This window comes from Amycolatopsis sp. NPDC059235, from assembly GCF_042754125.1.
Classification (GTDB): Bacteria; Actinomycetota; Actinomycetes; order Mycobacteriales; family Pseudonocardiaceae; genus Amycolatopsis; species Amycolatopsis albidoflava.
In genome coordinates, this window is record NZ_JBHZAG010000017.1 from 20,463 (window position 1) to 40,550 (window position 20,088).

Here is a 20,088-nt window from a genome sequence, read left to right on the forward strand (position 1 = left end):
CTGAACTTGCCCGGGGCAGGGGTGATGACCTGGGCCGATGGCGATGCCGGTAGGGGTCGCGGGCCGGGCGCGCCCTCCGACCTCGGAATTAGTGACAGGTTTTGTCAGTGGACCGAGGCATGCTGGACCTATGCGCGCGAGCCGCCTCGTCTCCATCCTGTTGCTGCTCCAGGCCCGGCAGCCGAGAACCGCGGACGACCTGGCCGCCCGGCTGGAGGTCACCCCGCGGACGATCTACCGCGATATTGAAGCGTTGAGCGCGGCCGGGATCCCGGTGTACGGCGAACCCGGCCACGACGGCGGGTACCGGCTGGTCGACGGGTACCGCACCCAGCTGACCGGCCTGACCAGGCAGGAAGCCGAGGCGCTCTTCCTCACCGGCCTGCCCGCCGCGGCCTCCGGGCTCGGTCTCGGGCCGGTCGCGGCGAACACCGAGCGCAAACTGCTGGCCGCGCTTCCCTCCGAGCTCCGGTCCCACGCCGACCGGGTCCGCGAGCGGTTCCATCTGGACGCGGCGTCCTGGTATCACGACGCGGAAACCACGCCGCAGCTGCCGACCGTCTCGGACGCCGTGTGGCAGCAACGACGTGTCCGGATCCGGTATCAGCGCTGGGCCGCGCCTCACGAAGCGACGCGGGTGGTCGAGCCGTACGGTGTGGTGCTCAAGGCCGGTCATTGGTACCTGCTCGCCCGGCGTTCCGGGGAGTTCCGGACTTACCGAGTGGCGCGGATCGTCGAGGCGGTGCTGCTCGACGAGACCTTTGACCGGGTTGAGGATTTCGATCTGGGCGGCTACTGGCGGGACTACCTCGATGACTTCGACTCGCGACGACACCGGGGCGAGGCGGTGCTGCGGCTGTCGCCGGAGGGGATGCGGCTGTTGCCTCAGCTCGCCGAGCCCGCCATTGCGCGTGCTGCGGTGGAGAGCGGGGTGGTCGAGGCGGACGGGTGGACGCACGTGGCCGTTCCGATCGAGCACCCCGACCAAGCCGTCCACGATCTGCTGCGGCTCGGGCCGTTGGCGGAAGTCGTTGCGCCGCAAGGGCTTCGCGATCGGCTGGCCGAGGCGCTGAGGTCGATGCTCCGGCGCTACGCCCGGTGAGACTCAGGACCGGATGACAAGCAGGCTGTGGACCAACTCGTGGAGGGTCGCCGTCAGCCGGCCGGTATCGCCGCTGCGGACCAAGTGCATGACCAGATCGCTGTGCAGCGCACCGAGCAGAATGTGCGCGAGGAGTTCGGCGTCGAGTTCGGGTCGGGCTTCGGTGATCAGCGTGCTGACGTGACGATGCCAGTACTGGTAGACGTCGCCCGCTTGCCGCTCCTCCGGCGCAGCCTCCTCGTACGCGGCGATCAGGGCGACGTTGCGGGTGGCGAGATCGACTACGGCATCAAGGAAAGCGAGCAGGCGGTCCGCCGCGGGCACACCGGGCCCCAGCGGCGGAGGCCCCTTCTCGATCGCCTCGGCCAGCAAGCGCACGCGGTCCTCCAGCAGCGCGCGCATCAGGCCGGAACGGCTGCCGAATCGATGGAACACCGTGCCTTTTCCGACACCCGCGGCCTGCGCGACCTGTTCGACCGACACTCGCTCGGACCCGCTCTCGACGAGCAATTGTTCGGCGGCGCGCAGGATGGCCGCCCGGTTGCGAGCCGCGTCCGCGCGTTCCCGCTTCGGTTCGGCCACGCGTTCTCCCTCGACAACTGGACTGTCGGTCAATATAGTAGCCGACGCTAACTGGACCGTTGGTTCACTTATGAGAAGAGGTCTGCCATGCGCGCGGTCGTACTGCACCGGACCGGAGGTCCCGAAGTGCTGGTTCCGGAAAACATCCCCAGACCCGAACCCGGGCCGGGACAAGTGCTGCTGCGGATCGAGGCGGCCGCCGTCAGCACCGGCGAGACGAAGATGCGGTCCGGGGCCGTCCAAGTCCCGTTCGCCCTCCCCGCGGTGCTCGGCGCCGAGGCCGCCGGAGTGGTCGAAGAGGTCGGCGAAGGCGTCGATTCACCGCCCCGGGGCGCTACGGTGGTCGGCATCACCGGCGGCAGGGGTTCGTATGCCGAGTACGCCGTCGTCGATGCCGCCATGACGACGGCGGTGCCCGACGGACTGTCCGGGGCGGACGCCGTCGCGATGGCCGCTCCAGGCGCGATGGCGTTCGGCCTGACGCGGAAAGCCGGAGTTCAGCCCGGGGAGACGGTGCTGGTCGAAGGCGGCTCTGGTGCCATCGGCGGCTATCTCGTGCCGCGGGCCCGCGAACTCGGGGCACGAGTCATCGCGACCGCCGGCACGCCGGACGGCCGGGAGCGGGTTCGGCGCCTCGGCGCGGACCAGGTCCTTGACCACACCGATCCGGACTGGCCGGACGGCCTGGGCGAAGGCACCGTGGACGTCGTGTTCGAACTGGCCGGCGGCGAAGTCGCCGGACGGCTGCTGGACTCCCTCGCTCCGGGCGCCGGGCGCATGCTGATGTACGGCTCGCTGACCGGCGATCCGGGCGGGTTCGATTCGGCGAAGATTCGCGAGCGAGGCCTCCAGGTCGCCGGCTGCGCAGGTCCCGCGTGGGCAACGGGCATCTTCGGCGTCTCGTACCCGGAGTTCCTCGCGGCGGCCGGACGCGGCGAGGTGCCGCGGCCGGCGATCGAAGCACGTCTTCCCCTTGCCGATGCCGCCGAAGCGCACCGCAGACTGGAAAAAGGCCGGGTTTCGGGCCGGATCCTGCTCGTTCCTTGACGCGGGTCAGCAAGTAGCGACCAACACGAACGACTCCGCGGGCAACACCGTAGCCGCAGCGCCCACCTCGGGATTCCCCCACGAAGCCAGCACCTCCCCCGCCACCGGAAGCTCGACCGGCCTCGCCGCGAAGTTGCACGCCAGCCGCAGTCCTCCCCGGTGCAGGATCAGCCACGAATCGTCCGGCGCGGTCTCCACGACCACCCGGTCCAGCCGTGGATCGGTCAGCTCCGGATGCGAGCGGCGGAGCCGGATCAGCGTCCGGTACAGGCCGAGGATCTCGCGGTGGCCCGGCTTGCCCGGTTCCGACCAGTCGAGCCGCGAGCGGGCGACGGTGGCCGGGTCCATCGGGTCCGGGACGTCCGTTTCGCCCCAGCCGTGCCGGGCGAACTCGCGGCGCCTGCCGGTGCGGACGGCCTCGGCCAGTTCCGGGTCCGGGAACGACGCGAAGAACTGCCACGGCGTCTCCGCGGCCCACTCCTCGCCCATGAACAGCATCGGCGTGAACGGCGAGCAGAACACCACCGCCGCCCCGCAGGCCAGCAGGCCGGGCGAGACGGTCGCGGACAGCCGGTCCCCGGTCGCGCGGTTGCCGATCTGGTCGTGGTCCTGCAGGTAGGCCAGGAACCGGTGGCCGGGGGCGACGCGCCGGTCGAGCGGGCGGCCGTGCGTGCGGGAGCGGAACGACGACCACGTGCCCGCGTGGAAGAACGCTTCCCGCAGGGTTTTGGCCAGCGCGCCGGGCTCGGCGAAATCGGTGTAGTAGCCGGTGGTTTCGCCGGTGAGCCGCACGTGCAGCGCGTGGTGCAGGTCGTCGGACCACTGCGCGTGCAGGCCGTAACCCCCGGCATCACGGGCGGTGACGAGCTTCGGGTCGTTCTGGTCGGACTCGGCGATCAGCGTCAGCGGGCGGTTCAGGGCCGCGGACAGGGCCTCGACCTCGGTGGCGAGTTCTTCCAGCAGGTGCACGGCGCGTTTGTCGACCAGGGCGTGCACGGCGTCGAGGCGCAGGCCGTCGAGGTGGAAGTCGCGCAGCCAGCCCAGCGCGTTGTCGATGACATAGCGGCGGACTTCGTCGGAACCCTCGCCGTCGAGGTTCAGTCCGGCGCCCCAGTCGGTGCGGCCGGCGAAGTACGGACCGAACCGGTCGAGGTAGGCGCCGGACGGGCCGAGGTGGTTGTAGACGACGTCGAGCACCACCGCGAGCCCGCGTGCGTGGCAGGCGTCGACCAGGCCTTTCAGCCCGTCGGGGCCGCCGTACGGCTCGTGCGCGGCGCCCCACAGGACGCCGTCGTAGCCCCAGCCCGCGGTGCCGTCGAAGGAGTTCACCGGCAACAGTTCGACGTGCGTGACGCCGAGGTCGACGAGGTGTCCGAGCCGGTCGATGACCGCGTCGAACGTGCCTGCCTCGGTGAAGGTGCCGACGTGCAGTTCGTAGACCACGCCGCCGGGCAGCTGCCGCCCGGTCCACGCCTGGTCGGTCCACTCGAAGGCGGAATGGTCGTAGACGCGCGACGCTTCGTGCACGCCGTTCGGCTGGCGCAGCGAGCGCGGGTCCGGCAGCGGACGGTCGTCGTCGCCGAGCAGGAACGCGTAGTCGGTGCCGGCGACGTCGGCCTGCCACCAGCCGTCGTCGGCTGCGGTCATCTCGTGGTCGGTGCCGTCCACGCGGACGCGGACGCGCTCGGCGGACGGGGCCCACACACGGAACATCAGGAGTCCTCTCGTACCAGAAGCGCGACTGGGTATTGCTCGAACAACGCCGAAGCTTGCGGTGCATCGCCTACCCCACGGCCAGTCAGCACGTCGGTCCATTCTCCGGCACGCAGCGGGAGGACGGTGTCTCGCCAGCCACCTGCACGGTGCAGTCCCAGCGACAGCCGGGTGACTGCCACGGTCAGGCCAGCTCCACGCTCGAAGGCCAGAAGGTGTTCCGCAGCAACGCCTTCGGCCTGCAACGGCCGGTAGCCGGTGAAGAGTTCCGGCCGGTCTCGGCGCAGGGTCAGCGCGTGGTGCACCACCAGCAGCTTCGCCGCGCCGGTCTCGTCGATTTCAAAGGACTCGCCAGCCTGGACGCGTTCGAGCAGCGAGCGCCGGACGGCGTAGTCCACCTCGCGGCGGTTGTCCGGATCGACCAGCGAGTAGTCCCACAGCTCGGTGCCCTGGTAGACGTCCGGCACGCCGGGTCCGGCCAGCTGCACCAGCTTCTGGCCCAGCGAATTCGCCCAGCCCGCGCCGCGCACCCGTTTGACGAACGACTCGACGTCCGCCGCCAAGGCCGCATCGCCGAGCACGGCGGACGGCCATTCGGCAACGGCTCGCTCGAAGTCCTCGTCGTGATCGGTCCACGAAGTGCGGAGTTTCGCTTCCTTCGCGGCCTTGTCGAGGTAGTCGCGCAGCCGCTCCGGCGAGATCGGCCACGCGCCCACAAGCGTCTGCCACGCAAGGAGATTCAGCGCAGGCTCGTCAATTCCGCGCGCGGCGGTCCACCGCCGGACCGCGACCGCGAACTCGTCCGCGACCTCCGACAGCGCGGCCATCCGCGCCCGCGTGTCCTCGGAGCGCTTCGTGTCGTGAGTGGTCAGCGTGGTCATCGTGGCCGGAGCCGCGGCTGCCCGCCCTGCGGCCAGCGTGTGGAATTCCCCGGTGCTCAAGCCGAATCGGTCCGGATTTCCGCCGACCTCGTTCAGCGCGGCGAACCGGGTGAACCGGTAGAACGTGGTGTCCTCGGTGCCCTTCGCGACGACCATGCCGGACGTCTGCTGGATCCGCGTCGCCAGCTCGCAGTCCGGCGCGCCGCGCACCTGGCTGTCGAGCGCGTCGAGCGCCGGGGCCAGTTCGGGCCGCCGCTTGCGCGCCCGCGCGACAGCCGTCGCCCAATGCCCGGAACCCTCCGGGAGATAAGAACGGTAGACCGGGAACGCGATCATTACCTCGGCCACGGCAGCGCGGGCCGCGTCCGCGTCCACGCCTTGGAGCAACGCGGCGATCCGGTGCACCTCGGCGACCAGGATGCCGTCGGTCACCAAGCGCCGCGCGCGTTCCTCGACCGAGTGGTAATCGGTGCGCACGCCCTGTTCAGCGGCGAGCCGGGTGAAGACCGACGCGGCGGCCGGGTCCACGAACACGCCGGTGATCTCGCGCAGCGCGTCGTATCCGGTGGTCCCGTCCACCGGCCAGCTCTGCGGCAGCGCCTCGCCGGGGTGCAGGATCTTCTCCGCCACCAGCCACGCGCCGGGCGCGCCCTCGCGGAGCCGCCGGAAGTAGCCGCCGGGGTCGGCGAGGCCGTCCGGATGGTCCACGCGCAGGCCGGTGACGTCGCCGTCGGACACCCAGCGCAACACCTCGCCGTGCGTCTCGGCGAACACCTCGGGCCGTTCGACCGTGACCGCGGCCAGGTTCGTGATGTCGAAGAACCGCCGGTAATTCAGCTCGCGGTTGCCGCGCCGCCAGCCGACCAGCTCGTAATGCTGGCGCGCGTGCACCTCTCGCGGCGTGCCGTCGCCGGTGCCGGGCGCGATCGGGAACCGGTGGTCGTAATAGACGAGTTCGTCACCCTCGACCGTCAGCCCGTCGTTGTCGTCGCCGAGCACCGGGAGCAGCACTCGCCCCCGGCTCCAGTCGATGTCGAAAAACGGCGCGTACGGCGAACCCTGGCCGTTCCGCAGGACGTCCCACCACCACTGGTTCGCCTTCGGCACCTCGACGGACATGTGGTTCGGCACGATGTCCACCACGAACCCGAGCCCGGCGTCTTTAAGCCGCGCCGACAACGCCTTCCGCGCTTCTTCGCCGCCCAGTTCGTCCCGGGCGCGCGTGGGATCGGTGACGTCGTAGCCGTGCGTGGACCCGGGCGTCGCGTCGAGCATCGGCGAGCCGTACAACGCGCCGACACCCAACTCGCGCAAGTAATCCACGATCCCCGAAGCCTCGGCAAAGCCGAACTCGGGCCGCAACTGCACCCGGTAAGTCGAGGACGGCGTGCTCATTCGCCCTCCTTCGCGGTGCGCTGCAACACGACCAGCGAACGCGCGCCGAGCGTGAACTTGCCGCCGCCCTCGACCGGCTCGACGTCGCCTTTCCCGACGCTGCCGGTCTCGGTGTCGACCACGACTGTCCATTCGCGACCGTAGCCATTGCCCGGCAAGGTCATCGCGATGTCCTCCCAGTGCGCGTTGAACGCGAGCAGGAACGAATCGTCCTCCACCGGCATCCCGCGCGGGTCGAGGTCCGGAATCCCTTCCCCGTTCAGGAAAATCACCACCGATTTGCCGAACGCGTCGTCCCAGTTCTGTTCGGTCATCTCCTCGCCCGCGGGCGTGAACCAGGCGATGTCGCCCAGTTCCTCGCCCTTGCGCACCGGTTTGCCCTGGAAGAACCGGCGGCGGCGGAACACCGGATGCGCCTTGCGGAACGCGGTCAGCGCGGCGGTGAACTCGACCAGATCCGCGTTCTCCGTCGCGAGTTCCCAGTCCATCCAGGACAGTTCGGTGTCCTGGCAGTAGGCGTTGTTGTTGCCCTGCTGGGTGCGGCCGAGTTCGTCGCCGTGCAGCAGCATCGGCACGCCTTGCGACAACAGCAGCGTGGCGAGCAGGTTCCGCCGCTGCTGAGCGCGCAGCGCGAGCACCTCTTCGTCGTCGGTCGGACCCTCGACACCGCAGTTCCACGAACGGTTGTCGTCCGCGCCGTCGCGGTTGTCCTCGCCGTTGGCCTCGTTGTGCTTTTCGTTGTAGGAAACCAGATCGGTGAGCGTGAACCCGTCGTGCGCGGTGACGAAGTTGATCGACGCGAAGGGGCGGCGGCCGTCGTCCTGGTACAGGTCCGACGAACCGGTGATGCGCGACGCGAATTCGCCCAGCGTGGACGGTTCGCCGCGCCAGAAATCGCGGACGGTGTCGCGGTACTGCCCGTTCCACTCCGTCCACAGCGGCGGGAAATTGCCGACCTGGTAACCGCCCGGCCCGACGTCCCACGGCTCGGCGATCAGCTTCACCTGGCTCACGATCGGGTCCTGCTGCACGAGGTCGAAGAACGTCGACAGCCGGTCGACGTCGTAGAACTCGCGGGCCAGCGCGGAGGCGAGGTCGAACCGGAACCCGTCCACGTGCATCTCGGTCACCCAGTACCGCAGCGAATCCATGATCAGCTGCAGCGTGTGCGGGCTGCGCACGTTCAGCGAGTTCCCGGTGCCGGTGTAGTCCATGTAGTACTGCGGATCGTCCTCGACCAGGCGGTAGTACGCCTCGTTGTCGATGCCGCGCATGGACAACGTCGGGCCGAGGTGGTTTCCCTCGGCGGTGTGGTTGTAGACCACGTCGAGGATCACTTCGATGCCCGCCTCGTGCAGGGCGCGGACCATGCCCTTGAACTCCTGCACCTGCCCGCCCTGGCCCTGCATCGCGGCATACCCGTCGTGCGGCGCGAAGTACCCGATCGTGTTGTAACCCCAGTAGTTGCGCAGGCCCTTCTCGTCCAGACCGTGGTCGGTGACGAACTGGTGCACCGGCATGAGCTCCACTGTGGTCACGCCGAGTTTCTGCAGGTGCTCCACGATCGCCGGGTGCGCCAGCCCGGCGTACGTGCCGCGCAGCCGCTCGGGCACGAACGGATGCGTCATCGTCATGCCGCGCACGTGCGTCTCGTAGATCACCGTTTCGTGGTACGGCACCCGCGGCGCGCGATCGTTGGCCCAGTCGAAGAACGGGCTGACCACCAGCGAGTACGGCACGTGGCCGGCGGAATCGTCCTCGTTGAACTGCTCCGGGTCGTCGAAGCGGTAGCTGAACAGCGCTTCAGTCCAGTCGACGCCGCGCGACAACGCCTTGGCGTACGGGTCGATCAGCAGCTTGCTCGGGTTGCAGCGCTGGCCGCGGCTCGGGTCGTACGGCCCGTGCACGCGGAATCCGTACCGCTGCCCGGGGCCGACGCCGAGCAGGTAGCCGTGGTGGACGAAGCCGTCGACCTCCTCCAGCCGCGAGCGGGTTTCGTTGCCCTCGTCGTCGAACAGGCAGAGATCGACGTGCTCGGCGACCTCGGAGAACAGCGCGAAGTTCGTCCCCACGCCGTCGTAGGTCGCGCCGAGCGGGTAGGGCTTTCCGGGCCAGGGCCGCACAGGGCTTCTCCTTGGGCATCGGTTTTCGTTGTCCGGACGGGCTTTTCGAGTTTTTCAGCGCACCGGGCGGGCCGCGGCGAGCGGGGCGACCGCCGCCCGCACCCGCGGGTCGGCGAAGAACCCGTCGACAGTGACGGGAAGCGGGATGCGCCAGTTAGGGTACTCATCCACTGTGCCCGGCAGATTCGGCTGGCGCCGTTCGCCGACGACGTCCGCCGGTGCGGTAAGCACCAGCCGCGACGCCGCCGAAGCGAGCAGCGTGTGCAAGGCGACCACCAAGTCGTCGTCCGGAATTCCTTCGCTGGCAACCAGTTCGAGCAACGCCGTCCGCTCGGCCGCCGCTTCGGCGTATTCCTGCTCCACCGGACGGTCGAGCTGGTCGAGTTCGGCGCGCACGCGCACGTGCTCGGCGGCGAGCCAGCCGGACACCGTCGGCAGGTCGTGCGTGGAAATGCTGGCCATCGCGTCCGGATCCCAGCTCTCCGGGCGGACGAACGGCTTGCCGGGCGCGTCCCAGTCGCGCTGGAACCACAGCACCGCGGAGCTGAGCAGGCCGCGTTCGTGCATGGTTTCGGTGACGGTGTCCTCGACAGTGCCGAGGTCCTCCCCCACCACGACCGCGCCCGCGCGATGCGCTTCCAGCGCGAGCACGCCGAGCATCGCTTCGGCGTCGTAGTGCACGTACGTGCCGCGACCGGCCGGTTCGCCCGGCGGAATCCACCACAGCCGCCACATCCCGGCGACGTGGTCCACCCGGATGCCGTCGGCGTGCCGCAACACGCCGCGCACGACGTCGCGGAAGGGCGCATACCCGGCTTCGGCGAGCCGATCCGGCCGCCACGGCGGCAGATTCCAGTCCTGGCCCTGCTGGTTGAACGCGTCCGGCGGCGCGCCGACCCGCACCTGAGCGGCGAACACGTTCCGCAGCGCCCAGGTGTCCGCGCCGCCGGGATGCACCCCGACCGGCAGATCGTGCACGACGCCGACCGGCATGCCCGCGTCACGCGCGGCGCGGCGGACGTTGTCGAGCTGCTGGTGACAGAGCTGCTGGAGCCAGCCGTGGAACTCGATCCGCTCCGCCAGTTCCTCGCGCGCGGCGGCCACTTCGGCGCTGCCGGGATCGCGCAACGGCTCGGGCCACTCGCGCCAGTCGCTTCCGTGCACCTCGGCGAGCGCGCCGAAAGCGGCGAAATCGCGAAGGTCCTCATCCAGTTTGATCGGGTGCGGGTGATAGGGCCGCAACAGTTCCAGCGCGGCGCGTTTGGCGGTCCACACGGCGTCGTAGTCGATCAGTTCGCCGATCGGATCCGGCGCGAACGCCCGCACCTGCCGCTTCGTGTCTTCGTCGGCGGAGGCGAACGCCTCGGTGTCGGTGACCCGCAGGTACAGCGGATTCGCGAACCGGCGGCTGGACGGCGAATACGGCGAGCGCTCGACCGGATGCGCCGGGCTGATCGCCTGCACCGGGTTGACGAGCAGCACGCCCGCGCCCAGCTCGGCGGCCGAGCGGGACGCCATTGCGGCGAGATCGCCGAAATCGCCCATTCCCCACGACTGTTCGGAATGCAGCGCGTAAAGCTGCAGCATCCAGCCCCACGCGGGCGGCACCGCGGGCAGCCGGTCCGGGACGACGGCCAGCGAAACCCGTTGCTCCGCGGTGACGATCTCGTGCCAGCCCAGCGGAAGGTCAGCCGGAAGTGTGGTGCCGACGTCACGCGCAGTGCCGTCTTCGAGTTCGACCGTGACAGCTTGGCCGAGTTCGCGTTCTTGCCCGGCGCGCACGACGACAGTCGGCGGCAACGCTTGCGAGGCACGGGCTTCCCGCACCGCGGCCAATTCTCGCTGAATTGCTTGTGGAGTACCGGCATCGACGTCGAGCTGCGCCAAGACGGCGATCACGATGTCAGGGTCGACCTGTACTTCGATCTGGTCGGCGTTTTCGTAGCGGGTCGCGACACCGTGGGCAGCGGCCAGTTCGGCCAGTTCGGGGGTCACGTTTCGGTCCGGGGAACGGGAATGCGCACCGGGCCAGTGTCCCGGGCGGCGCCGCGCGGCGCCATTCGCCTCGCCGCCGCAGACGGGCGAAGCGGTGACCGGCCGGTCGGGGGGGGTGCGGGCCGGTCACCGCCACACGAAACAAGAGGGAAGGCCGCTCCAGGAATGACGCGCGACGGCCGAGTTCACCCGTTCAGGCGCTTTTCGCCATCTCAGCGCGCAGGTCCATACCAACGGAGGTAGTGCGGTCCGAAGTGGACGCCGTCAGGCTCCGGTCAGCTGCCCGAGCTTCCCGGCGAGCCGGTCCAGCCACGCCTCGACCTCGCCCGCCGAGCGGTCCGGGAGCCCGAACACGACCTCGGTGACGCCTGCCGCCTCGAGCTTGGCCAGCCCTTCCGGATCCGGGCGCGGGCCGAGCGCGATCACCTCCGGCTCGCCGTCGCGGCCCTCCTCCCGCCAGATTTCGCGCAACTGCGCGACTTTCTCGGTGATGTCGCCCTCGCCGGGCGTAGTCAGCCAGCCGTCGGTGTGCCGCGCGATCCAGCGGAACGTGCGCTCGTTCCCGCCCGCGCCGACGACCACCGGCACCTTGGGCTGCACCGGCTTCGGCCACGCCCAGCTCGGCCCGAACTCCACGAACTCGCCCGAGTAGCTCGCCTCCTCCTCGGTCCACAGCGCGCGCATCGCCTCGAGGTACTCGCGCAGCGCGGTGCGCCGCCGCTTCCCCGGCACGCCGTGGTCGGCGAGTTCGTCGGTGTTCCAGCCGAACCCGACGCCGAGCGTGACCCGGCCGCCGGACAGGTGGTCCAGCGTCGCGACGGTCTTGGCGAGCGTGATCGGATCGCTCTCCACCGGCAGCGCCACCGCGGTCGCCAGCCGGATCGTCGAGGTCACCGGCACCGCGCTGGCCAGCGCGACCCACGGGTCGAGCGTGCGCAGATAGCGGTCGTCCGGAAGCGAGGAGTCGCCGGTCCGGGGATGCGGGGCGTCCCGCCGGATCGGGATGTGGGTGTGCTCGGGCACGTAGAACGTCGCGAATCCGGCCTCTTCCGCGGCCTGTGCGGCCGCCGCCGGGGAGATGCCCCGGTCGCTGGTGAACAACACGATCCCGTATCTCACCCCCGGCACGTTATTAGAACGTGTTTCAGTTTGCAACGGCCTCCGGCGCGGCGCGATTATTCCTGGTGAAACCCGGGCTTGACGGCGACATGGACCGGGTATTCCACTGGTACTTGAGCGATCACCGGCCCGTCCTGCCCGAGGAGGGGATCATGCTGCCCCATCGCGACCGCAGCGCCCTGCGGAAGATCGAAGAGGAACTCGCCGCGAGCGACCCCGTGTTCGCCGCGACGCTGAGCCAAGGCGTGCTGCCCGCGCAGTCCAGGCGGTGGCGGAAGATCCTCGTGCTCGCCGAAGCCACCGTCCTGTTGATGCTGGTCTTCGGCCTCATGGCCGGGGACACCGGCTGGTTCCTGTGGGGCCTGCTGGCCGCGCCGCTGCTGGTGTGGGCGCACCGGGCCATGCTGCAGCGCGGCCGCGAGCGAGCGGCCGACGACCAGCCGTGATTTTCAGCGTTGCGCGGCGCGTTCGAGCAGCGGGGTGAGCCGGTAAGGCACCATCTCGCGCATGACGAGCGCGTTATTGGTGCGCTCGACGCCAGGGATTTCCAGGATTTCCCCGGCGATCCGGTACAAATCGTCCGCGTCCGTCGCGACGACGTGCACCAGAAGGTCCTGCGCCCCGGTCAATCCGCGCACCTGCAGCACTTCTGGCACCGCGGCGAGCGCGCGGCCGACCTCGTCCAGCAATCGTTGCCGCGCTTGCACGGTGACGAACGCGGTGAGCGGGTAGCCGAGCGCGGCCGGGTCGATCCGGTGTTCGGCCGAGCGCAGCGCGTCGCCCTGTTCGAGCCGGGCGAGCCGGCTTTGCACGGTGTTGCGGGACAGGCCCAGTTCGTCGGCGAGCGCGACGGCGGTCGCCCGCGGGGTGCGGCCGAGCGCGAGCAGGATCCGGGCGTCGGTGGCGTCGAGCCGCTGGGTGCTGGGCATGCTGCGCAATCCTCTCCGCACCGCGAGGTGCCGACCTGGGCGTTCTGCGCAATGTCGAACGCGCTTGTTGTGCACCCTACCCAGCTCTGCTGGACTGTCCTGAACTTTCCGCCCAAGAGAGGTCCGATTCGTCGTGAGCAGCGCCGCCCCCGAACGCCTTCCGGACAACGACACGGTGACCGTCCTGCGCGAGGTGCAGGACCGGGTGCTGTGGCTGTCGACCGCGATCATCGACCACGCGAACCGCGTCCGGCCGAACCCGACCGGGCTCAAGGTCGGCGGGCACCAGGCGTCCAGCGCCTCGATGGTGTCGATCATGACCGCGCTGTGGTTCGCCCGGCTGCGCGCGCAGGACCGGGTTTCGGTCAAGCCGCACGCCTCCCCCGTGCTGCACGCGATCAACTACCTGCTCGGCGACCTCGACGAGAAGTACCTGACGACGCTGCGCGAGTTCGGCGGCCTGCAGAGCTACCCGTCGCGCTCGAAGGACCCGGATCGCGTCGACTACTCGACCGGTTCCGTCGGCATCGGCGCGACCGCCCCGATCTGGGGTGCGCTGGCGCGGCGCTACGTCGAATCGCACGGCGGCGGCGCGGGAACCGGACGGCAGTACTCGCTGGTCGGCGACGCGGAACTGGACGAGGGCGCGTGCTGGGAAGCGATCCTCGACCCGAACGTGGCGGAACTGGGCGAGGTCGTCTGGATCGTCGACCTGAACCGGCAGTCGCTCGACCGCGTGGTCCCGAACATCGGCGCGACCCGGCTGCAGGGCATGTTCGAGGCGGCCGGCTGGCAGGTGCTGACCGTGAAGTACGGCCGGCTGCTGCAGGAACTGTTCGAGCGGCCGGGCGGCGCGGCGCTGCGCACGCGGATTGACGAGATGTCGAACCCGGAGTACCAGCGGCTCATCCGCTGCACCCCGGCGCAGCTGCGCGAACGCCTGACGACGCCGGAACTGGCTCCGCTGCTGGACACTCTCGACGACGACACGCTGCACGCCGCCATCCGCAACCTCGGCGGTCACGACCTGTCCGCGCTGCTGGACACGTTCGACGCGATCGAGGACCACCGGCCGACGGTTGTTTTCGCCTACACGGTCAAGGGATTCGGTCTCGCCAGCGAAGGACATCCGCAGAACCACTCGTCGCTGCTGACCGCCGAGCAGCTGGGTTCGCTGGCCTCGCGGGTCGGGATCTCGCTCGACAACCCGTGGCAGAAGTTTCCCGAAGGCTCTGCCGCCGCCCAGCTGTGCGCTTCGACGGCCACTCGTCTGGAGCGGGAAACCGTTTCGCTGCAACCGGTTCCGGCACTGCCGTCCGACATCGGCCGCACGCCGTCCGGTCGCACCACGACGCAGGCCGCGCTCGGCCGCGCGCTGCTCGACTTGACCCGCGAAGCGCCCGAAGCGGCGGAGCTCGTCGTGACGCTGTGCCCGGACGTCTCGTCCAGCACCAACCTCGGCGGCTGGGTCAACAAGGTCGGCGTGTGGTCGCCGCAGGAACGCGTCGACTGGTTCGCGGACGACCCGGAGACGATCCTGCACTGGCGCGAGCGGCCCAGCGGACAGCATCTGGAGCTGGGCATCGCCGAGGTGAACCTGGTGAGCGCGCTCGGCGAACTCGGCACCACGTGGTCGCGCTGGGGCCGTCCGCTGCTGCCGATCGGGGTGCTTTACGACCCCTTCGTGGAGCGCGCGCTGGAACCGTGGTCGTTCGGCATCTACGGCGGCGGACAGTCCATTTTGGTCGGTACGCCGTCCGGCGTCACGCTCGCGCCCGAGGGCGGCGCGCACCAGTCGGTGACCACGCCGTCGGTCGGGCTCGAACAGCCTGGCTGCGTGACGTACGAACCGGCTTTCGCCTTGGACGTCGAGTGGACTCTGCTGGCTTCCCTGTCGCGCCTCGGCCGCCCCGACGGAACCTCCGCCTACCTGCGCCTTTCGACCCGTCCGGTGGACCAAAGCCTGGCCGCGATGCCTGCCGACCCGGCCGCGCGGGAACGTCGCCGCCGCCAGGTCGTGGCCGGCGCGTACCCGATCCGCACCGCCGCGGTGGCGCGTCCGGACGTCACGCTGGTGACGATGGGCGCGATGGTCACCGAGGCGCTGGAGGCCGCCGACCGGCTCGACGCGCTGGGCAAGCACGCGGACGTGGTGTGCGTGACGAGCCCTGGCCTGCTGTTCCGCGCCGTGCAGGCGCGGGCGGGGCAGGATACGGCCGAGACGTGGATCCTGGAGTCGGCGCTGCCGTCCGAACGCTCCGCGCCGATGGTGACGGTCTTGGACGGGCACCCGCACACGCTGGCGTTCCTGGCGAACGTCCACCGCGTCCGGGCTTCGCACCTGGGCGTGACGCGGTTCGGGCAGTCCGGGGATCTGGAGAGCGTGTACCGGCACCACGGCATCGACACGGACAGCATCATTCAGGCGGCGTTGGACGTGGCGGACTGAGCGAAGATCGGCCGGGGCCTTGGCGAGGTCCCGGCCGGTCCTTCAGTCCCCGATCCGGATCAGCGAGCGGGCTCCCTGCCCTAGCCGCATCCGGTCGAACGCGTCACCGACCTCGTCGAGCGAAATCCGGTGCGTCACCAGGGTTTCCAGATCCAGCGCACCCGAACGGACCTCGTCGGCGAGAACCGGGATGTCGAGGTCCGGATCGGAAGCGCCGTAGACGGTGCTGGTGAGCGTGCGGGCGAAGTGGAAGATCTCCAGCGGGTTCAGCACGACCTGCTGGTCCTTCCGCCCGACGCCGACCACCGTGCAGTGCCCGCCGCGGCGCACCGAACTCCACGCCGCGCGGATGGTCGCCGCCGCGCCGACGCATTCGAAGGCGTAGTCCGCGCCGCGACCGTCGGTCAGCCCGCGGACCTGTTTGGCGAGTTTGTCGTCGCTCAGCAGGAAATCCGTCGCACCGGCCGCGCGGGCGAGCGCTTCCTTCTCCGGTGACAGATCGGCCGCGATGATCTGCCCGGCCCCCGCCAGTTTCGCCCCGAGCACCACGCACAACCCGATCCCGCCGAGGCCGAGCACGAGCACGCTCTGTCCTTTTCGGACTTTCGCGGTGTTGCGCACCGCGCCGACCCCGGTCAGCACCGCGCAGCCCATCAACGCGGCCAGATCGAGCGGCACCCCGTCCGGCAGCGGCACGACGGATCGCCCGGGCACCACGATCTCCTCGGCGAATCCGCCCACCCCGAGCAGGACGTTGAGCGGTCCGCCGTCCAGTTCCCCGCGCGGCAACGTGGTGACGCCTTCGATCGCCGAGCACAACCAGGGTTCCCCGGCCAGGCAGAACCAGCACTCCCGGCAGGCGGCGGCCCAGTTGAGCACCACCCGGTCCCCCGGCCGCACGTGCGCGACCTCGCCGCCGACCTCGGCCACGACGCCGGACGCCTCGTGCCCCGGCACGAACGGGTACTGCGGGCGCAGCGTCCCGTCCACCATGGACAGATCGGAATGGCACACCCCGGCGGCCGCGATCCGCACCCGCACGTCACCGGGCCCGACCGGCGGCAGCACGATGTCGCACACCTCCGGACGGCCGCCTTGCTCGCGCACAACCACGGCTTTGACCACGGTGTCTTCTCCTTCGGGTCGTGCTAGAGCTGGATGGATTTGAGCTCGGTGAACTCGTCGAGCGCGGCCCGGCCCATCTCGCGGCCGAGACCGGACTGCTTGTAGCCGCCGAACGGGGCGAGCGGGTTGAACGCCCCGCCGTTCACGTCGATCTGCCCGGTCCGGACCTTGCGCGCGAACGCCAGCGCCCGATCCTGGTCGGCCGACCAGACCGCGCCGTGCAGGCCGTAGCGGGAGTTGTTCGCGATGCGCAGCGCGTCTTCCACGTCGTCGAACGTGATGATCGACAGCACCGGGCCGAAGATCTCCTCCTGCGCGATCGTCGAATCCGGGTCCACGCCGGCGAAAACTGTCGGTGCGACGAAGTAGCCTGTGCCGGCAGGAGCTTCGGTCCCACCCGTCACCAGAGTCGCACCCTCGGCGATGCCCTTTTCGATGTAGTCGCGCACCCGGTCCCGTTGTGCTGCCGAGACAAGCGGGCCCAGCTTTGTCTTGGGGTCCAACGGATCGCCCGTCGTGAAGCCTTCCGCGAAGGTCTTCGCGAGCGCGACCGCTTCGTCGTGCTTCTCGCGCGGGACGAGCATGCGCGTCCACGCTGTGCAGGTCTGGCCGCCGTTGAGGAACGCGTTGGAGACGCCGACTTTGACCGCCGTCGCGAGGTCGGCGTCGTCGAGGATCACGTTGGCGGACTTGCCGCCCAGCTCCAACGTGACGCGCTTGACCGTGCGTGCCGCCACCTCAGCCACCCGGGTGCCGGCGCGCACCGAACCGGTGAACGACACGACGTCGACCTCCGGATGCGTCGCCAGCGCCTCGCCCACCACCGGCCCGTATCCGGTGACCAGATTGACCGCACCAGGCGGAAAACCGGCCTCGTGGATCGCGTCGAACAGCTGGTACGCGCTCAGCGGCGCGACCTCGCTGGGCTTCACGACGACCGTGCAGCCCGCCGCCAGCGCCGGCGCGATCTTGCAGGTGATCTGGTGCAGCGGGTAATTCCACGGCGTGATCGCCGCGACTACGCCCGCCGGTTCGCGGACGATCAGCGAGTTGCCGACCTTCTCCTCCGGCTCGTCCTGGCCGAGCAGATCGACGTACGTCTTGACATCGGTCTGCGGCAGCGCGGCCTGGATCCGGGTCGCGATCCGCAACGGCGTGCCGACGTCCTTCGCGATCGTCTCGCCGATCTCGTCGGCTCGCTTCGCCAGCCCGTCGAGAAGTTTGCGCAGCAGCTCGGCGCGTTCCGCGCGGGTGGTTTCGGCCCACGCCGGAAACGCCTCGCGCGCCGCCCGGACCGCTCGGTCCACGTCGGCGGCCGTGCCCTCCGGGATGTGCGCCTGGACCTGCTCAGTGGCCGGGTTTTCCACCGGAATCGTCGCTTCCGAGCCCGAACGGACCCATCCGCCGCCGATGTACAGCACGTCGCGCTCAGCCACCGAGTCTCCTTCGATCTGGTGTTCTCTCCATCTCGCCGGATTCTATAGAAAACGCTGCGGCTGTCTAGTGCGCCGCGAGGACGCCCTGCGCCGCAAGGAAATCGACCAGCAGGTCCCCCGCCTCGCGGATGTGCGCCGCCATCGCGTCCCGCGCCGCGTCCGGCTTGCGCTCGTTCAGGGCAGCGAGCACCCGATCGTGGTCGTCGCGCGCGAGAATCGGCCAGCCGGGAATGTCCGCATACGCCGAGAACGGCACGTACCTGAGCGTCAACGAGAGCATCCAGGTGAACTTCGGCGCGGCTGCCGCGTGATTGACCATGCGATGCAAGGCGAAATCGGCCCGCTCGGTCGCGTCGAGGTCGCCGTCGCGGACGGTTTTCTCGATCTCGCGCTGGAGGTCGTCCAGCCGCGCCAGCCCCGCCGGGTCGAAGGCCTCCGCCGCGCGTGCGGCCAGCTCGCCGGAGACGTAGGCCTGCATCGCGTAGACGTCCACGACGTCGCGGCGCGTCACCGGAATCACCCGGAATCCGCGCCCTGGACGGAAATCCACCATGCCCTCGCCCGCGAGCGCCATCAACGCCTCGCGGACCGGGGTGGCGCTGACGCCGAGGCGTTCGGCCAGATGCTCCGTCCGCAGCCGCTCGCCGCCGCGGACCGCGCCGGTCAGGATCAGATCGCGCACCTGTTTGGCGACCCGCGGGCTCAGCCGTTCGCGCGCTTCTCCGGCCACTGTCACGAAAACTCCCCGCCAGCGTTCGATTTCCCGCTATCGTAGCCCTTGCTCGCGGATGTGACCCCGGTCACTTTTCGCTCCGGCGAGAACCTGCGGCGGGGGTCGCCTCGACTATCCGGACGAACCCCTTGCACCGGGGTGAACCGCACAGTGTCCTCAATGGACACTCCGAGGGAGGGAAACGGAATGTCAGTGAAGTCTTCGGTTCTGCGCCACGCCCGTCTGGCAGCAGGCACGGCACTCGCGGCGGCCGCCATCGCCGGAGGAACGATCGGAGTCGCCGCGGCGGCCACCGGCGATCATCCGGCGTCGCCCGTCGCCCGTCGCCGCAGCCGCTGCGCCCGCCGCGGTTGCCGCCCAGCCGCCCGCCGAGCAGCCGCCGGAGGGAGCCAGGGCGACCGTGAAGATCGACCCGAACCCGGCCGCCCCCGGCGGTGACATCACGCTCACCGGCAACTGCGGCGGAGGCAAGGGCCTGAAGAAGGTGATCGGCGGATTCCCGGATCACCAGATTCTGAAGGACATCAAGATCGTCGACGCGAACCCGGAAGCCTTCAAGGCAACAGCGAAAGTCACCACGAAGGTAGGCAACGGAGTCGGCCCGGTGATGGTCGACTGCGACGGCGAAGCAGGCGTGACCCTGCTGGTGACCCACACCCCGTCGGCGGGTGAGTAGCCGATGCCAGAAAAGATCCGCGGCACGAGGGTGACTCGGCTCAGTTCGGAGGCGACGTCCGGCTAGGTCGGTCCGGCGCTCGCGGTTGTCGTTTCGACGCTGTTGCTCCGCCTCGGTGGCTCGGTCGCGGTCTCGACACTGCCGACCCGAGGCAGGAAGGTTCCGGCCAGGGCGCGGTTTCGTCTCTCGTGTGGGGACGACACCGTGGCCACGCGCTCGACGCCGCCGTGCCGTCTCGACGGCGAGCCGGATCGCACCGTGACATCGGTGCCTCAGCGCCGAAGCGGTACCGCCGACTGGGCAAACCGCCTCGCCAGCGCGGGCGACCGCCAATGCGGGCCGCTCTGCAACACAAGCTGGCAGGCAACGCGGGCCGGTCAGGCAGCGCTGGCCAGTCAGCAACGCACACAGGAGGGCAACGCGGGCCGGTCAGCAACGCGGACCGACAGGCAACGCAGGCCCGTCAACACGCGCACCAGCGGGCATCGCAGGCCGGTGAGCAATCCCGGGCCGGCAGGCAACGCAGGCCAGTCAGCAACGCGCACCAGCGGGCAACGCAGGCCAGTCAGCAACCCAGGCCCGTCGGCAATCCGGCTCGGGAACAGCGCCGACGGAGAGGGCCGCACCTGGCCACCGCCGACTCAGCCGGTGACGTCGGGACCGAGCAGGTCACGCATCCCGAGTCGAGGGGGGGGGGGGGGCGGCCGCGGGGGCCCCCCCCCCCCGCGGGGGGCGCCCCCCCCCGCGGGCCCGCCCCCCCCCCCCCCCGCCCCACCCCCCCCC

At 70.1% G+C, this 20,088-nt stretch carries 15 protein-coding genes; 5 read left to right on the forward strand and 10 right to left on the reverse strand.

Translation table 11 applies throughout. The annotated features are described in order from the left end of the window. Positions 1-130 precede the first annotated feature (130 nt). Positions 131-1,102 (forward strand): helix-turn-helix transcriptional regulator, encoded by a 972-nt coding sequence (locus tag ACFXI3_RS14395; RefSeq protein ID WP_378399842.1) that lies wholly within the window; start codon positions 131-133, stop codon positions 1,100-1,102. 3 nt (positions 1,103-1,105) lie between these two features. On the opposite strand, the gene ACFXI3_RS14400 is transcribed toward ACFXI3_RS14395, so the two are convergent. Beyond that, positions 1,106-1,684, reverse strand: a complete 579-nt coding sequence (locus tag ACFXI3_RS14400) for a TetR/AcrR family transcriptional regulator (protein ID WP_378399843.1) — start codon at positions 1,682-1,684, stop codon at positions 1,106-1,108. A gap of 87 nt (positions 1,685-1,771) precedes the next feature. Between ACFXI3_RS14400 and ACFXI3_RS14405 the strand changes: the two genes are divergently transcribed. Then, on the forward strand, positions 1,772-2,731 hold the full coding sequence (locus tag ACFXI3_RS14405) for a zinc-binding alcohol dehydrogenase family protein (RefSeq protein ID WP_378399844.1): 960 nt from the start codon (positions 1,772-1,774) through the stop codon (positions 2,729-2,731). Positions 2,732-2,737: 6 nt separating this feature from the next. Here ACFXI3_RS14405 and treZ read toward each other — a convergent pair whose 3' ends face one another. From treZ to ACFXI3_RS14430, 5 genes are all read right to left on the reverse strand, one after another. Beyond that, positions 2,738-4,447 carry a malto-oligosyltrehalose trehalohydrolase gene (gene treZ / locus ACFXI3_RS14410; RefSeq protein WP_378399907.1) on the reverse strand — a complete coding sequence of 570 codons (1,710 nt, stop codon included), beginning with the start codon at positions 4,445-4,447 and terminating at the stop codon, positions 2,738-2,740. Next, entirely contained in the window at positions 4,444-6,720 is a 2,277-nt protein-coding gene (gene treY / locus ACFXI3_RS14415; RefSeq protein ID WP_378399845.1) for a malto-oligosyltrehalose synthase, read from the reverse strand. The genes treZ and treY overlap by 4 nt, the downstream gene beginning before the upstream one ends. Continuing rightward, positions 6,717-8,843: a glycogen debranching protein GlgX gene (gene glgX / locus ACFXI3_RS14420; RefSeq protein WP_378399846.1), complete on the reverse strand. Its 2,127-nt coding sequence runs from the start codon at positions 8,841-8,843 to the stop codon at positions 6,717-6,719. The genes treY and glgX overlap by 4 nt, the downstream gene beginning before the upstream one ends. Before the next feature lie 54 nt (positions 8,844-8,897). Then, a complete protein-coding gene (gene malQ / locus ACFXI3_RS14425; protein WP_378399847.1) occupies positions 8,898-10,838 on the reverse strand; it encodes a 4-alpha-glucanotransferase in 1,941 nt (646 codons plus the stop codon). Between the two features lie 264 nt (positions 10,839-11,102). Further along, on the reverse strand, positions 11,103-11,957 hold the full coding sequence (locus tag ACFXI3_RS14430; RefSeq protein ID WP_344277385.1) for a TIGR03619 family F420-dependent LLM class oxidoreductase: 855 nt from the start codon (positions 11,955-11,957) through the stop codon (positions 11,103-11,105). A 152-nt stretch (positions 11,958-12,109) separates the two neighbouring features. On the opposite strand from ACFXI3_RS14430, the gene ACFXI3_RS14435 reads away from it, so the two are divergent. Then, on the forward strand, positions 12,110-12,403 hold the full coding sequence (locus tag ACFXI3_RS14435) for a DUF3040 domain-containing protein (RefSeq protein WP_344277388.1): 294 nt from the start codon (positions 12,110-12,112) through the stop codon (positions 12,401-12,403). A gap of 3 nt (positions 12,404-12,406) precedes the next feature. On the opposite strand, the gene ACFXI3_RS14440 is transcribed toward ACFXI3_RS14435, so the two are convergent. Further along, positions 12,407-12,886: an Lrp/AsnC family transcriptional regulator gene (locus ACFXI3_RS14440; protein ID WP_037815539.1), complete on the reverse strand. Its 480-nt coding sequence runs from the start codon at positions 12,884-12,886 to the stop codon at positions 12,407-12,409. 133 nt (positions 12,887-13,019) lie between these two features. Here ACFXI3_RS14440 and ACFXI3_RS14445 point away from each other — a divergent pair, with 133 nt between their 5' ends. Beyond that, positions 13,020-15,335: a transketolase C-terminal domain-containing protein gene (locus tag ACFXI3_RS14445; protein WP_378399848.1), complete on the forward strand. Its 2,316-nt coding sequence runs from the start codon at positions 13,020-13,022 to the stop codon at positions 15,333-15,335. Between the two features lie 42 nt (positions 15,336-15,377). On the opposite strand, the gene ACFXI3_RS14450 is transcribed toward ACFXI3_RS14445, so the two are convergent. From ACFXI3_RS14450 to ACFXI3_RS14460, 3 genes are all read right to left on the reverse strand, one after another. Beyond that, positions 15,378-16,460 carry an alcohol dehydrogenase catalytic domain-containing protein gene (locus ACFXI3_RS14450; RefSeq protein ID WP_378399849.1) on the reverse strand — a complete coding sequence of 361 codons (1,083 nt, stop codon included), beginning with the start codon at positions 16,458-16,460 and terminating at the stop codon, positions 15,378-15,380. A 23-nt stretch (positions 16,461-16,483) separates the two neighbouring features. Next, positions 16,484-17,896 (reverse strand): aldehyde dehydrogenase family protein, encoded by a 1,413-nt coding sequence (locus ACFXI3_RS14455; protein WP_378399850.1) that lies wholly within the window; start codon positions 17,894-17,896, stop codon positions 16,484-16,486. Between the two features lie 64 nt (positions 17,897-17,960). Beyond that, positions 17,961-18,632, reverse strand: a complete 672-nt coding sequence (locus ACFXI3_RS14460; RefSeq protein ID WP_378399851.1) for a GntR family transcriptional regulator — start codon at positions 18,630-18,632, stop codon at positions 17,961-17,963. A gap of 397 nt (positions 18,633-19,029) precedes the next feature. Between ACFXI3_RS14460 and ACFXI3_RS14465 the strand changes: the two genes are divergently transcribed. Beyond that, positions 19,030-19,305, forward strand: coding sequence for a hypothetical protein (locus ACFXI3_RS14465; protein WP_378399852.1), 276 nt, complete (start codon positions 19,030-19,032; stop codon positions 19,303-19,305). Positions 19,306-20,088: the final 783 nt, after the last annotated feature.

Bases quoted from the DNA above. Each gene is read 5' to 3' on its own strand.
- ACFXI3_RS14395 (WP_378399842.1), top strand. From the start codon at position 131: ATGCGCGCGAGCCGCCTCGTCTCCATCCTGTTGCTGCTCCAGGCCCGG.
- ACFXI3_RS14405 (WP_378399844.1), top strand. From the start codon at position 1,772: ATGCGCGCGGTCGTACTGCACCGGACCGGAGGTCCCGAAGTGCTGGTT.
- treY (WP_378399845.1), bottom strand. From the start codon at position 6,720: ATGAGCACGCCGTCCTCGACTTACCGGGTGCAGTTGCGGCCCGAGTTC.
- ACFXI3_RS14435 (WP_344277388.1), top strand. From the start codon at position 12,110: ATGCTGCCCCATCGCGACCGCAGCGCCCTGCGGAAGATCGAAGAGGAA.
- ACFXI3_RS14440 (WP_037815539.1), bottom strand. From the start codon at position 12,886: ATGCCCAGCACCCAGCGGCTCGACGCCACCGACGCCCGGATCCTGCTC.